This window comes from Sulfuricurvum sp. (assembly GCF_028712165.1).
Taxonomy (GTDB): domain Bacteria; phylum Campylobacterota; class Campylobacteria; order Campylobacterales; family Sulfurimonadaceae; genus Sulfuricurvum.
In genome coordinates this window covers 33,715-47,047 of the sequence record NZ_JAQTQR010000011.1, presented here as the reverse complement: position 1 = coordinate 47,047, position 13,333 = coordinate 33,715, and the positions used below count along the sequence as shown (strand labels likewise).

Below are 13,333 nucleotides of genomic sequence, written 5' to 3'. Positions count from 1 at the left end.
TTTTCAATTTGATACCACCAGCTTTTACAAAATTTCCAATTTGTTGAAAATGGATTTTTGGCAAGTCGTATTAGTAATGGAAAATGCGAACGATTTAGAACATACGATTAAAAATATACGAATGTATAAACCCTCCATTCGTATCATTGCATTGGATTTGTGGAATGCGGCGAGTCCAGAGGACGATATCGAATGGGTGAATATGCAAGAACTCATTGCTGCAAATTTGATTGACTATCTCCCTAACATCCCTGTTTTAGCTAAAAATATCGGACTGGGTTCCGGGGAAATTATGGAAGTTATCGTCCCTTTCGGAAGCTCATTTGTATATCGTCATATCGGCTCTATAGAGCAAAAAAATTGGAAAATTGCTGCTATTTATCGTAATAGGCAGTTAATCATCCCCAGTGATAATAAAATGATTCAGCCTAATGATACGCTGGTGTTGGTCGGAGAACCTTCGGTATTAAGATCAATTTATCGAGCGATTAAACGGGAACTTGGACAGTTTCCTGCACCGTTTGGATCTAAGCTTTATCTTTATATTGATATGAGTATTGAAAAATCTTCATCGATTATGGCATTGGTTCGACGCAGTGTTTTTATCCAAAAAAAGCTGCGACAGCCTCTTATCGTCAAAGTTATTAATCCGGGTGATATTGATGTATTGCGAATGCTGAAAGCTTCTGCCCAAGATAATATGACTATTGATATTTGTTACGACGGAAAACCGGATGAAGAGATGATTTTTAATGATATAAAAAAATATCACATCGGTTTGTTTTTGGTTTCTCATAGGGCTTTTGCCTCTTCCTCAATCCGCAAAAAGCTCTATGCTGCAAATGTGCCGGTATTGAAACTTGCTGAACGATCTTTCTCCTCATTGAAAGAGAGTGTTGTTATTTTAAGTGACGAGGGGCATATAGAAAATATTTCAACGACGATTTTTGACGTCTCTTCGCAATTCGGATTTAATCTGGAATTGATAGATTATATTAACGAAGAGGGATCTCATAAGCATGAAGTTATTGAACATTTTAATAACCTTTCAGCTATTTTTTCCAAATCGATTCATGTTTCTCAACAAGAAAGCAATCCGATTAGAGAGTTGCGGGAGAGAGAAAACTTTCTCCATGTTTTACCGTTTACCTCTAAAATGTTTATGAACCCGATTCATGTATTCTTCTCAACCGATCCGGAGGTCCTTTATTGTAAATTGGGACATTACCATCAGCTTTTTATCCCAACACAAATATAACGGTCACAGAGGCTTTTAAGTCACATTCCTGTATTATTGATTCAATTACTTGCAACTTAATCATCAGGCTTTTTTATGACGATTTCTATCAACCTCAAACGTGTTATTGATGACTCTTACTCTATTCATATCGGATCTTTGCCCGAAATAAAGCATGAGGGCAAAGTTGCGATTCTAACCAATCCGAAAGTAGCCGGACTGCACTTGCAAACTCTTTTGTCACGACTTAGTGCAAAAGAAATTTATATTATTACGATTCCTGACGGAGAGCAGTACAAGAATTGGGAGAGCATTGAATCCGTTTTGGAGCGAATGTTTGATCACCGTCTGAATCGAAAATCGCTTTTAATCGCATTTGGCGGAGGAGTGATCGGAGATATGGGCGGTTTCAGTGCCAGCTTGTATAATCGCGGCATCGACTTCATACAAATTCCGACGACATTATTAAGTCAAGTCGATGCAAGTGTCGGAGGAAAAACAGGGATAAACAACCGTTTCGGAAAAAATCTGATCGGAGCATTTCACCAACCCCGTGCCGTCTACATTGACCCTAGTTTTTTAACGACTCTTCCTGCGCGTGAATTCGGAGCAGGAGTTGCTGAAATCGTCAAAATGGCAGTGACCTTTAATGCACCGTTTTTCGAGTGGCTAGAAAAGAACGATCTGCGTGAAGGGGATAATCTCCAATATGCAATCGCTAAAGCGGTTGAAACAAAAGCCGGTGTTGTCGAAGAAGATGAAAAAGAGCAGGGCCTCCGTGCAGCTTTGAATTATGGACATACATTCGGTCACGTAATCGAAAATGAAACAAAATATGAAACCTATTTGCACGGCGAGAGCGTCGCAATCGGTATGGTAATGGCAAATGACTTGGCGTGTGAAGCCGGATTGATGAAGCCTGAAGAAGCGTTGCGGGTTAAACAGCTTTTATCAAAATACGCTCTGCCGCTCACGTATGATATATCCGATGTCGAAAAATTTTATCAAGCTTTTTTCTTGGATAAAAAAAGTGCGGACAGTGCCATTACGTTTATTCTTCCGCGTGGGATTGGAGCGGTAGAAATCACCGATGCAATCGAGCCTGCTGCGGTTAAAAAAGTTCTTTCAACCTTTCAGAGTGTGAATCTGAGCAGATGAAAATTCTAGTCACTTTTTTACTGGTATTTTTTACTTTTACGACAACGCTTGATGCGCTAACAAAACAAGAGCAATTACAACAAAAAGAGGAAAAGGCACTTCAAGCTAAGCTTGACGAATCGGCAAAAGCTGCTGAGCTCCAAAATGCGCAAAACGAGCTTTCCAAAATCAAAAAAGAACTTTCGCGTGACAGCAGTATTTGGATCAAAAGCTATAACTCATTCATGGCATACCAAGAAGCACGAAAAAGTCTTCGTGAGGTAAAGTCCAGACTTGATCAGCTCCAAGATTATAATCCGAGTGTTGAACGTAAGCTGGAATCTGAAGCACTTCAAGCGAAAGAAAAAATTCTGACGGATCAGGTAGAACTGCTGAAAGCGCAGGGGACTTCTCCTTTCGTTTCATTGCTTAAACCGGATGAAGCCGGAACCCTTCCTACAATTACCAACCCGTTTGAAATCGTAACCGGTGTCTCTTATGTCAAACGCCTTAACAGTCAATATCATGATTATGTTCTTCGAGAAGATGAATTACAAGAACTCATTTCGCTGTTGGAACGTCAGGTCGCCGTCTATAAAGATTTGATTCGTCTCAATCCGAAAGGCGATTATGAAGTAGAACTGGAAGCGACGCTTCTTCAGGTCGAGAAGTTCAAACTCGCTTTGGACACATTGATCTCTACAGCCGACGTCTATGAAAAGCGGATTGAATCGACCGAAGCTAAAATCAACAAAGAGATCAAAGATCAGCTTTATAAATTGCTCAATATAGGGTTGGTTATTCTGACTTTATTCTTTTTGTCATTTTTACTCAAACGGGTGATCAAACGCTACATTGTGGATAATGAACGTTTTTATACCGCAAACAAAATATTAACATTTGTGAATGTCACTTTGATCATTCTGATTCTGATGTTTAGCTATATTGATAATGTAGGCTATTTGGCAACGGTTCTCGGATTTGCTTCTGCCGGTCTTGCAATCGCGATGCGTGACTGGTTTATGTCAGCTTTGGGATGGCTTGTTATCGTTGTCGGAGGTTCGATTCACGTCGGAGATCGTATCCGTGTAGAAAAAGATGGAATGATTTATTTGGGAGACGTATTAGACGTTTCACTGCAACGGATAACCTTATTGGAAGATATTACGTTGACCACTGTAATGCATAACCGTCGGGGCGGACGTATTATTTTTGTTCCGAACAACTATATTTTTACTTCTTTAATCGCGAACTACACACATGGTTCTCTCAAAACGGTTTGGGACGGAATTGATATTGTCATTACCTTTGATTCAAACCATAAAAAAGCGTCTCATCTTGCCAAAGAAATTTGCCGTAAGTATTCAAAAGGGTATACCGATATTACCCGTAAACAGCTCAATAAACTTCGTGATCGTTACAGCTTGAAAAATACGAATGTCGAACCTCGTGTGTTTACCTTTATTGAGCCGAACGGGATGAAAGTGAGTTCGTGGTATTTGACCAATGCGTATGCTACTTTGACATTGCGCAGTACAATCTCAGCTGAGATAGTAGATGCCTATAATAAAGAGGATGATATTACGATTGCCTACCCTACACAAATGATTTATACCTCTAAAGCCACCTCTACATCCCCTATGCCGATTGAAGAATTATGAAACAAAAAGTCTATTTTAAAACCTTTGGCTGTCGAACGAATCTATTTGATTCACAGGTCATGATGAGCGCTTTGAGTGACTATGAAGTGACGGAAGATGAGAGTCAAGCCGATATTGTTGTTGTTAACTCGTGTACGGTAACCAATGGTGCGGATGTCAGTGTCCGCGGCTATATCAACCAGATTGACAAGCAAGGTAAAAAACTCTTTTTGACAGGTTGTGGTGCTCATACAAAAGGGGAAAGTCTCTTTGGTACCGGAAAAGTGCAGGGGGTTTTCGGACCTTCTGAAAAGATGAAAATTAATACCCTCTTATCCAGTGAGAGCCGTTTTTATGAGATTGGAGATTTAAACTATATTGACGATGCGATCGTGGATGAGTTCGTCGGAAAATCGCGCGCTTTTATTAAAATCCAAGAGGGGTGCAATTTCCGCTGCAGTTATTGCATCATCCCTTATGTACGCGGTGATGCGCGAAGTATGGACGAATCAAAAATTTTGGAGCAGGTTTCACGACTAGCGAGCAACGGCTTTGGCGAATTTGTCCTGACCGGAACCAATGTCGGGAGTTACGGGCAGGGGGAAGGACGTAATATTGCCGAACTGATGAAAAAAATGTCGTTAATCCGTGGCGTCCGCCGCATCCGCGTCGGATCGCTCGAACCGATACAAATTAATGAGTCATTCCGTGAAATATTGGATGAACCGTGGTTGGAACGGCATCTACACATCGCGATTCAGCACAGTTCGGATTCAATGCTTCGACTTATGAACCGTCGTAACCGATTTGCCAACGATGTAGAATTATTCGGTATACTGAATGCCAAAGGATTTGCGCTCGGAACCGATTTTATTGTCGGACATCCCGGAGAGAGTGAGTTGATTTGGGAAGAAGCGATGCGAAATATCCGTGAGCTTCATCTTACCCATATCCATCCGTTCACCTATTCCAAACGTGATGGAACTCCAAGTGCTACAATGAAACCTGAAGTGAACGGAACAGTTTCGGCAAAGAGAATGAGTGAGCTCACGCATTTGATTGAATCCAATAATCGTTCGTTTCGTAATACGATGAGCTCTACACCTTTGGACGTATTGGTTGAGACAAGCGAATCGGGTAAAAATGTCGGATATGATCAATTCTTTAATAAAGTAATAATCGAAAGCAGTGAAGATCTCAGTGGCGACTGGATCAAACTGGATACATATGAGGTGCTCGATGAATATAACATGGCCAAATTTTAATCGTAATCAGCTCATCCTTGCCGCATCAGGTGCAATAGTTATCCTTTTACTGCTTTTTGCATTATTACGTGACAGCGGAAATGCAGTGACTCTCGATCAGGCTACCAAACTGATCGAAAATAACCAGATTGAAAAAGCGTTTAGTGACGGCGATTTTACCTACTTTGCGACAAAAGAGAACGGAGTTGTTAAGATTGCTTCATCACAGTTGCCTGCTTCTCTTACCTCCCATCTTGTTATTGAACCTAAAGGTGGAAATGGATGGGGATGGTTTTTTCTCTTTTTTGCACTCATCGGCGGAGCAGGATATTGGGCATGGAAAAGTAAACTCGGTTTTGAAGATGATACCCCGATAGAATCTCCAGTTGTAAAAGCGCCTACTGAGGCTGAAGTACCCTCAACCAATGTCACTCCGGTTAAATCGACAGTACGATTCAGTGATATCGGCGGTATCGGCGATGTCAAAGAAGAACTCGAAGAGATTATCGACTTTTTACGTAATCCGAAACGTTATTACAGTTTCGGTGCACGTATGCCCCGCGGCGTCTTACTTGTTGGACCTCCGGGTGTCGGAAAGACGATGATTGCCAAAGCGGTAGCTGCCGAAGCAGACGTACCGTTTTTTTATCAAAGCGGTGCTTCGTTCGTTCAGATTTATGTCGGTATGGGGGCAAAACGGGTGAGCGAACTTTTTAATGCCGCCAAGAAAAATGCTCCGGCTATTATTTTTATCGATGAGATCGATGCCGTCGGAAAAAAGCGCGGCGGCGAACGCAACGATGAACGGGAAGGAACACTTAATCAGCTCCTGACCGAAATGGATGGATTTGAAGATACCAGCGGTATCGTCGTTATTGCGGCGACCAATAATATCGATGTCATGGATGCGGCGTTGCTTCGTGCAGGACGTTTTGATCGCCGTATTTTTGTAGAACTTCCTACCGCAACCGAGCGCGAAGCAATTTTGAATAAATATCTTCGAACAATTCCTCATGAGCTTTCTATCAATGAAGTAGCAAAAATGACGGTCGGTTTTAATGGGGCTTCACTGGCGGCATTGGTGAACGAAGCGGCATTGTTATGTATGCGCCAAAATGAGATTCAGGTAAAAATTGAACACTTCTTGGCAGTTAAAGACAAAGTGATGTTCGGGAAGAAAAAAATAGCAATGCTGAGCGATGAACAGCGACGTTATCAGGTCCGTTATCAGGCCGGAAAAGTATTTGCCGCTACATGGTTTGACCTTCCGTATGAAAAGATCACCCTCACCAACGATGCGATTACACCGCCTACGGCAGAACCGCAACTGTGCCATGAAATAGAGGCGCATATACGAGTGCATCTTGCAGGAATTGCAGCATCGCATCTGCGTTTCGGAGAACATGCGAGCAACGCTTCGCATGATCTTGCCGTAGCCAAAGATTTGGTGCATTCAATGGTGTATGAGTACGGTATGGGAAGTAGCGTTCTTCCAAAGACTGAAGATGAAACAAAACTGACAGATCGCCTCTATAGCGAGATGAGTATTCTATTGGAACGGCACGAAAAGATTGTTTCCAAATTTGAAGCCATCTTGGATGAGTATGAGCAAATATCCAAAACTCTAGCAAAAGCAACAATGAATGAGATTTTATAGCGGGTTTGCCCTCTCTGATGATCAGGTATTTTTTCACAACTATCTAAAACAGAGTGAATTCACGGTTGCCGGATTTAGCTATGGTGCAATAAAAGCTGCCCTCTATGCGGCTCAGGCTACGCACCGTATCGACACCCTTCAGCTTTTTTCTCCCGCTTTTTTTCAAACCAAAAAAGAGTCGTTTCGCCGTTTGCAGATGAGTGGATATTTTAAAGATTCCGAGCGTTATTTGGAGAGTTTTTTAACAAGCTGTTTTGCCCCGTCCCCTGTGGCTCCGATTTCATTGGGAGAGAACAATAGTGATGAGTTGCAAGAGCTGCTTTATTTTGAGTGGACGGATACACTTATGCAAACCCTTCGGAACAAGGGGATAGTGATTGAGGTCTATTTGGGAGTTGATGATCAGGTGATCGACGTCGCAGGGGCACGGGAGTTTTTTCTCCCCTATGCCACTGTCACCTCAATCAAAAGAGCCAACCATTTTTTACAGGAGAATTGTTAATGATCAAAATAGGTGTTATTACTGCCTCAGACCGTGCCAGTGCAGGGATTTATGAAGATATTTCCGGTGTAGCGATACAGGATACGATGAAAGATTATCTAAAATCGGAACATGAGATCGTGTACCGTTGTATCCCAGATGTTCAAAGTACGATTGAAGCGACGATGATAGAGCTGTGTGACCGTGAGGGGTGTTGTCTAGTGGTTACTACCGGCGGTACAGGTCCAGCGTTGCGGGATGTAACCCCTGAAGCAACGGAAAACGTCTGTGAGAAGATGATGCCGGGGTTCGGTGAGCTGATGCGTCAAGTGAGCCTCAAATACGTGCCTACGGCGATTTTATCGCGTCAGACCGCGGGGATTCGCGGCAAAAGCCTTATCATTAATCTTCCGGGTAAACCGAAATCAATTCGTGAGTGTTTGGATGCCGTATTTCCGGCTGTACCGTATTGCATTGATTTGATCGAAGGACCGTACTTGGAGTGTAATGAAGAGGTTATCAAGGCATTCCGACCGAAACAATAATTAAAAAATGCGTTTCCAAATTTCTTTGATGTGTTTTTTTATCTTCCGTCTAAACTGTTTTAGATGGGGCATTTCCGGTTTGTTTAAAACGTAAATAAGCGCCTTTCGCAGTTTTTCATCATCATTGCTTTTTTCAAGCGCATCCAGATTCTCCTGGATGAAAGCACGTGTTCCTTCCGTATTTGCAACTATTTTTCTAACTTGCTTAATATCCAACTCTTCCGTAAATGTCGTGCATCGGCTCAGCGCGTTATTTATTTTTAGATTGATCATTGTTCGAATACATTTTTCGCATTTTCCGCAGTTATAAACACTATCCGGATTCGTCCAACAGACACGCAGACTCTGTAACGCAATGTCATATTTTGATAAAAGAGCGACTTTTTCCACTCGCGTCGCTTCACATCCGTCATGAATAAACTCAAGAGTTTCCGAGCTCCATAAAGGATCTAAAATTGGGTGTGATCCCCAAGGGAATAAATGTGAGTATGTATAGCTCGAAGGGATATAGATGCGATGAAAAGAGGAAGAGAGAAGATGGCCTATTGCTGCAAGGGCAGCTCCATGTCCGAGTTTACCCCAATTAACATAGTAATCAAAGAGTTCGAGGGCATTGGTTTCTATTTCAATGACATTTTTACCAAATTCTGAAGCAATCTCATGGATTTTTTTAGAAACTTTTTCTCTTAGAACGGTATCTTTGAGTTTTATATCCAAACCATGCGCAAAGATCAGGTCTGTAATCTCATCATGATGTTTGAGGAAAGTATAAAAAGAATCGACACCGCCGGTGAAAAATGCACCGACTCTTTTTTGGGATGATGGAGTATTTGGACGCGTAGGTATAGCTATAATTTCTGCTCGTTTAAAAGAAGGCTGCCATGTAGAATAAATATCCTGTATCGTGGATAATGAAGATAAAAATTTATGACTTACTTCGCCTTTAGTGAGTATTTGACCTCCTCCCATTTTCATACTCGGTAAGAGAGCACATGCTAAAAAGGCTTCTGTATTTCCGAAAAGAAAGGTGTTTCCATCACTTTTAAAATATATTTTAAACCTCTTATCCGTAATTTGAAACTCTACTTCGACTAAAGGGCTTGGTTCTGAATTGTTGTGAGAAATAATACATACAGAATCGCTCATATATTTCCCTTAGTGACGATTGTTTAATGAAGGAATTTTAGCGATGCTACAATGTGAACCGTATTAAAACGGGTTCAACGTAAATAAAAAGTATTGTTTTAACTTTCAATGCGCTATTTTATCCTATTGGCGTATATACTTTTAGGAATAATGTAATAAATGAGAGGGGATTTATGGACACATTTATGCATGAAGCGATAATAGAAGCGGAAAAAGGGTTGGAAGAGGGGGGAATTCCAATCGGATCGGTGTTGGTATATGAAGGGAAGATAATAGGCAGAGGACACAACCGTCGTATACAAAAAGGGAGCACTATTTTGCATGGTGAGATGGATGCACTGGAAAATGCAGGACGGCTAAGTGCTTCTATATATAAAAACTGTACTCTTTATACGACACTTTCACCGTGTCCTCTGTGTTCTGGGGCAATTGCTCTTTACGGAATTCCGCGTGTTGTGGTCGGTGAAAACGAAAACTTTGTTGGTGAAGAAGAGTTGTTACGATCGCGCGGTGTAACAATCGATATAATAAATGATGAAAAATGTATCGATATGATGAAAAAGTTTATTCGTGAAAATCCGATTCTTTGGAATGAAGATATAGGTGAGTGAGGAGAAAAACTCTCCTCGCAAAGTGTATTAAACGAAATCGACTTTCGTAACGTGGTGGTTTAGTCCAAGCTCCGCCGGAGTACATCCAAGCGCCAAACCAACCATTTGTTGCATATGAAGTACAGGAAGAGAGACTTCACGACCGATAGCAATTGAGGCATGATGGGTTTGTGTATCGAGTTTAAGGTGACATAGTGGACACGGAGTGACCATCCAGTCGGCATTGGCATCCATCGCACCGGCAACAGCATTCCCCGTTAGGATCGCAGCTGTACGAGGTGCTTGAAGTTCAGCATGGAAACCACAGCATTTGTTTTTCTCTTCATAATCCACGTTTACTCCGCCGCACGCAACGATGAGATCATCGAGTGACGTTGGTTTGTAAGCGCTTTCAGGGCTTTTGTGAGACTCGTTTTGAAGTTCTGATGGACGGATATTGTGACATCCATAGAACGGTGCAATATTGAATTGGCTGAGCGGTGTCGTTACCATCTCTTTGATTTTATCCAAACCGAAATCGTCGATAATGGCATATAAGAAGTGGGTAATTTGTGATGTACCTTTGTACTCCAATCCAACTTCTGCGAGCTTTGCATTTACTTTTGCTTTTAGCTCTGCATTATGATCTAATCTGTGTTTGGTCATAGCAGTGTTGAGCTGACATGTATTACAGATGGTAACCATTGTAAGACCGTGATTTTCAGCATATGCGATGTTACGCGCATTTAAAACCAAAGATAAAAAGTCATCGTAATCTTGTAGATGTGAAGCTCCGCAGCATGAAGCTTCGGTTAGTTCTACAAGTTCGATTCCCAATTTTTTTGCAACGGCCAAAGTCGACATCATCTGCTCGGGCGTACTCTCTTTTGCCGTACAACCGGTAAAAAGTGCGTATTTTAATTTTTCCATTGAGTACTCCCTAAAACTTTACTGTTGATGAAGATTTGATTAATTTTTTGATCTCATCTAATTTATCGGCTTTTGGCATATTCCATGGCAATACGATTTTACCTTTGGCAAACATTTTAAGTGCGACAGGAACGTGTTTTAGGACACCGATATTCCCTTCAGAATAACGGACGAGTTCACCCTCATCGAGTAAACCGTGTTTTTCGATAGAATGGGCAAAACCGACGGCATGGCGCGTTGCTACATTGTTTTTGGCAATGTTGGCTTCAAATACCATGTTATGCAATTTGGTGATTTTTTCGATTGGATTGACCTCTTTAGGACAAACCTCGGCACACTCCATACACTTGACACAATCCCAAACCCCTTGGGCCTCTCCGTTGACGATATGTAGACGCTCTAATGAAGCATCATCACGTACATCGGCAGAGAAACGGTATGCCGCAGCGAAAGCCGCAGGCCCGATGAACTCTTCATTGATTGCAAGGGCAGGGCATGAGTAGTGACATGCACCGCATTGAATGCAGTAGTCCGCTTCGAGAAGTTTTTCAGCATCATGAGGGCTGACAAGATGTTCACTCGCAGGATGTTCAACGATATCGCTGACAAGGTACGGTTTTACTGCCGCATGTTTGTCCCAGAAATCTTTTTTATCAATGATCAAGTCTTTGATGACCCGTTTAGTGCTAAGCGGCTCAATAACCAATTCGCTGCCAAAAACATCGACGAGATCAAAGAGACGTGATTTACAGGCCAAAATACCTTTACCGTTTACTTTGATTGAACAAACACCGCAGATACCGTGACGGCAGCTGCGACGGTAAGAGAGACTACCGTCATGATCCCATTTGATTCGGTTGAGAATGTCAAGGACAACCTCTTCATGGGTTACATCGAGAGTATAAGTATTATAGTAAGGAAGGTAATCGGTCTCTTCGTTGAAACGGAAAACTTTAAACGTTACTTGTTGCGATTTTATCGTATCCATAGTCTCTTCCTTAATATGATCGTGCTTTGAGTTCATGGCGACCGAGGGTCACGTCCATGTAATCAAGCGTGACATTACCGTTTTCATCCATGTAAGCCATCGTGTGTTTCAAGAATTTTTCATCATCACGTGTTGGGAAGTCTTCACGGAAGTGAGCTCCACGGCTCTCTTGTCGATCCAATGCACTCGCAACGATAAAGAGTGAATAATCAAGCATGTGACCGAATTCGATCGCTTCTTGGAGTTCAGTATTGAAAATTTTTGATTTGTCGGCAATACGGATATGTTGGTATCGATTACGCAAATCTTTCAAAATTTCCATTTGGGCACTCAATGTCTCGGCCGTTCTAAATACACCGGCATTATCGGTCATAGATTGTTGAAGCTCATTACGCAAAACAGACACAGACTCTTGACCGTTGTTGGTAAGGACCCAGTTCATTTCATCGATCATTTGTTTTGCGTCGGCTTCCGTTGCTTTATGAAGAGTAATACTGTCTACTTCATCAACCATCGTTTTTCCGACAAATCGTCCGAATAACAGTGCTTCAAGAACTGAATTGGCACCGAGACGGTTCGCTCCATGAACAGATGAACATGAACACTCACCGGCTGCATAGAACCCTTCGACAAATTCAGAGTTGTTTTTGCGAACATGTCCGTGTTTATCCATCGGAATCCCACCCATAGAGTAGTGAGCGGTTGCTGAGATCAAAATCGGTTCTTTGATCATATCAAGTCCGAGGAATGTGATCGCAAGATCGCGAAGTTCAGGAAGGCGTTCCATGATTTTATCTTTACCGAGGTGGACAAGATCGATATAAACGGCATCTTTACGAGGGCCGACACCGCGTCCTTCGCGAATTTCTTGGATAATTGCTCGGGCAACAACGTCGCGTGATGCGAGTTCCATTGCATTCGGTGCGTATTTTTCCATAAAGCGCTCACCGAGTGAGTTAAGGAGTTTTCCACCTTCACCGCGGGCCGCTTCAGAGATTAAAACACCGTTTCCGGAAAGTCCTGAGGGATGGAACTGAACAAATTCCATATCTTCCAAAGGAAGACCGTGACGTGCTACGAGTGAAAGACCGTCACCGGTGTTCGCATGAGCATTTGAATTGATTTTAAATGCACGGGCATATCCGCCTGTGGCAAACATAACGGCTTTCGCATTGAAAATTGCTTTTTCACTGTTACGGATGTTGTAGGCGCTGACACCGTACACTTTTCCGTCATTGTATAAAAGATCAGCGACATACCACTCATCCCAAAATTCCACACCTTCACGGAACGCTTGTTCATAAATGGTTTGTAGGAGGGTAAGTCCGGTGCGGTCTTTTGCAAAACAGGCGCGCGGTGACGATTGACCGCCGAATGGGCGCTGAGCAATTGTTCCGTCTTCATTACGGCTAAATGCGGCACCCATACGCTCTATCCAACGGATCGTTTCAGGGGCTTTTTCACACATAAACTGAACAACGTCTTGATCGGCGAGATAGTCCGACCCTTTTACGGTGTCAAACTCATGCAGCTCAACGCTGTCTGCGTCGCTGAACGCCGCATTGATTCCACCCTGAGCTGCACCGGAGTGACTGCGCAATGGATGTAATTTTGTGACGACGGCAACTTTTTTACCGGCTTTTTGCAATTCGCGAGCTGCCGCACATCCGGCTAAACCAGCTCCGACAATCACCGCATCATAAGTATAAATGGGAATACTCATACGCCTTCCTTGTTG

General features: G+C 42.4%; 12 protein-coding genes. 8 read left to right on the top strand and 4 right to left on the bottom strand.

What is annotated here, in order from left to right:
- The 7 genes from PHP90_RS03315 to mog form a co-directional block, all read left to right on the top strand.
- A partial coding sequence (locus tag PHP90_RS03315) for a TrkA C-terminal domain-containing protein (protein WP_299925197.1) occupies nucleotides 1-1,258 on the top strand: 1,258 nt, incomplete at its 5' end.
- Nucleotides 1,259-1,333: 75 nt separating this feature from the next.
- Complete coding sequence (aroB, locus tag PHP90_RS03310) at nucleotides 1,334-2,395, top strand: 3-dehydroquinate synthase (RefSeq protein ID WP_299925195.1); 1,062 nt, start codon at nucleotides 1,334-1,336, stop codon at nucleotides 2,393-2,395.
- Nucleotides 2,392-4,035 (top strand): mechanosensitive ion channel domain-containing protein, encoded by a 1,644-nt coding sequence (locus tag PHP90_RS03305; RefSeq protein WP_299925193.1) that lies wholly within the window; start codon nucleotides 2,392-2,394, stop codon nucleotides 4,033-4,035. The genes aroB and PHP90_RS03305 overlap by 4 nt, the downstream gene beginning before the upstream one ends.
- The gene (gene mtaB / locus PHP90_RS03300; RefSeq protein ID WP_299925190.1) at nucleotides 4,032-5,279 is read left to right on the top strand and encodes a tRNA (N(6)-L-threonylcarbamoyladenosine(37)-C(2))-methylthiotransferase MtaB; all 1,248 of its coding nucleotides are present in this window, start codon (nucleotides 4,032-4,034) and stop codon (nucleotides 5,277-5,279) included. The genes PHP90_RS03305 and mtaB overlap by 4 nt, the downstream gene beginning before the upstream one ends.
- Nucleotides 5,254-6,915 (top strand): AAA family ATPase, encoded by a 1,662-nt coding sequence (locus PHP90_RS03295; RefSeq protein ID WP_299925188.1) that lies wholly within the window; start codon nucleotides 5,254-5,256, stop codon nucleotides 6,913-6,915. Before mtaB ends, PHP90_RS03295 begins: the two co-directional genes overlap by 26 nt.
- The gene (bioV, locus tag PHP90_RS03290; RefSeq protein WP_299925186.1) at nucleotides 6,902-7,417 is read left to right on the top strand and encodes a pimelyl-ACP methyl ester esterase BioV; all 516 of its coding nucleotides are present in this window, start codon (nucleotides 6,902-6,904) and stop codon (nucleotides 7,415-7,417) included. The genes PHP90_RS03295 and bioV overlap by 14 nt, the downstream gene beginning before the upstream one ends.
- The gene (mog, locus tag PHP90_RS03285) at nucleotides 7,417-7,941 is read left to right on the top strand and encodes a molybdopterin adenylyltransferase (protein ID WP_299925184.1); all 525 of its coding nucleotides are present in this window, start codon (nucleotides 7,417-7,419) and stop codon (nucleotides 7,939-7,941) included. Before bioV ends, mog begins: the two co-directional genes overlap by 1 nt.
- Here the strand turns inward: mog and PHP90_RS03280 are convergent, their stop codons facing one another.
- The gene (locus PHP90_RS03280) at nucleotides 7,942-9,087 is read right to left on the bottom strand and encodes a hypothetical protein (RefSeq protein ID WP_299925182.1); all 1,146 of its coding nucleotides are present in this window, start codon (nucleotides 9,085-9,087) and stop codon (nucleotides 7,942-7,944) included. It abuts the gene before it with no gap.
- Between the two features lie 173 nt (nucleotides 9,088-9,260).
- On the opposite strand from PHP90_RS03280, the gene PHP90_RS03275 reads away from it, so the two are divergent.
- On the top strand, nucleotides 9,261-9,698 hold the full coding sequence (locus PHP90_RS03275; protein ID WP_299925180.1) for a nucleoside deaminase: 438 nt from the start codon (nucleotides 9,261-9,263) through the stop codon (nucleotides 9,696-9,698).
- 27 nt (nucleotides 9,699-9,725) lie between these two features.
- Here PHP90_RS03275 and PHP90_RS03270 read toward each other — a convergent pair whose 3' ends face one another.
- From PHP90_RS03270 to PHP90_RS03260, 3 genes are read right to left on the bottom strand one after another with little or no spacing between them, the layout of a single operon-like run.
- Complete coding sequence (locus tag PHP90_RS03270; protein WP_299925178.1) at nucleotides 9,726-10,607, bottom strand: CoB--CoM heterodisulfide reductase iron-sulfur subunit B family protein; 882 nt, start codon at nucleotides 10,605-10,607, stop codon at nucleotides 9,726-9,728.
- A gap of 10 nt (nucleotides 10,608-10,617) precedes the next feature.
- Nucleotides 10,618-11,595 carry a succinate dehydrogenase iron-sulfur subunit gene (gene sdhB, locus PHP90_RS03265; protein WP_299925175.1) on the bottom strand — a complete coding sequence of 326 codons (978 nt, stop codon included), beginning with the start codon at nucleotides 11,593-11,595 and terminating at the stop codon, nucleotides 10,618-10,620.
- 10 nt (nucleotides 11,596-11,605) lie between these two features.
- Nucleotides 11,606-13,318 (bottom strand): FAD-dependent oxidoreductase, encoded by a 1,713-nt coding sequence (locus PHP90_RS03260; RefSeq protein ID WP_299925172.1) that lies wholly within the window; start codon nucleotides 13,316-13,318, stop codon nucleotides 11,606-11,608.
- Nucleotides 13,319-13,333: the final 15 nt, after the last annotated feature.

Coding starts and splice junctions, on each gene's coding strand:
- PHP90_RS03275 (WP_299925180.1), top strand. CDS start 9,261: ATGGACACATTTATGCATGAAGCGATAATAGAAGCGGAAAAAGGGTTG.
- PHP90_RS03280 (WP_299925182.1), bottom strand. CDS start 9,087: ATGAGCGATTCTGTATGTATTATTTCTCACAACAATTCAGAACCAAGC.
- PHP90_RS03260 (WP_299925172.1), bottom strand. CDS start 13,318: ATGAGTATTCCCATTTATACTTATGATGCGGTGATTGTCGGAGCTGGT.
- PHP90_RS03295 (WP_299925188.1), top strand. CDS start 5,254: ATGAATATAACATGGCCAAATTTTAATCGTAATCAGCTCATCCTTGCC.
- PHP90_RS03305 (WP_299925193.1), top strand. CDS start 2,392: ATGAAAATTCTAGTCACTTTTTTACTGGTATTTTTTACTTTTACGACA.
- PHP90_RS03270 (WP_299925178.1), bottom strand. CDS start 10,607: ATGGAAAAATTAAAATACGCACTTTTTACCGGTTGTACGGCAAAAGAG.
- aroB (WP_299925195.1), top strand. CDS start 1,334: ATGACGATTTCTATCAACCTCAAACGTGTTATTGATGACTCTTACTCT.
- mog (WP_299925184.1), top strand. CDS start 7,417: ATGATCAAAATAGGTGTTATTACTGCCTCAGACCGTGCCAGTGCAGGG.
- sdhB (WP_299925175.1), bottom strand. CDS start 11,595: ATGGATACGATAAAATCGCAACAAGTAACGTTTAAAGTTTTCCGTTTC.
- bioV (WP_299925186.1), top strand. CDS start 6,902: ATGAGATTTTATAGCGGGTTTGCCCTCTCTGATGATCAGGTATTTTTT.
- mtaB (WP_299925190.1), top strand. CDS start 4,032: ATGAAACAAAAAGTCTATTTTAAAACCTTTGGCTGTCGAACGAATCTA.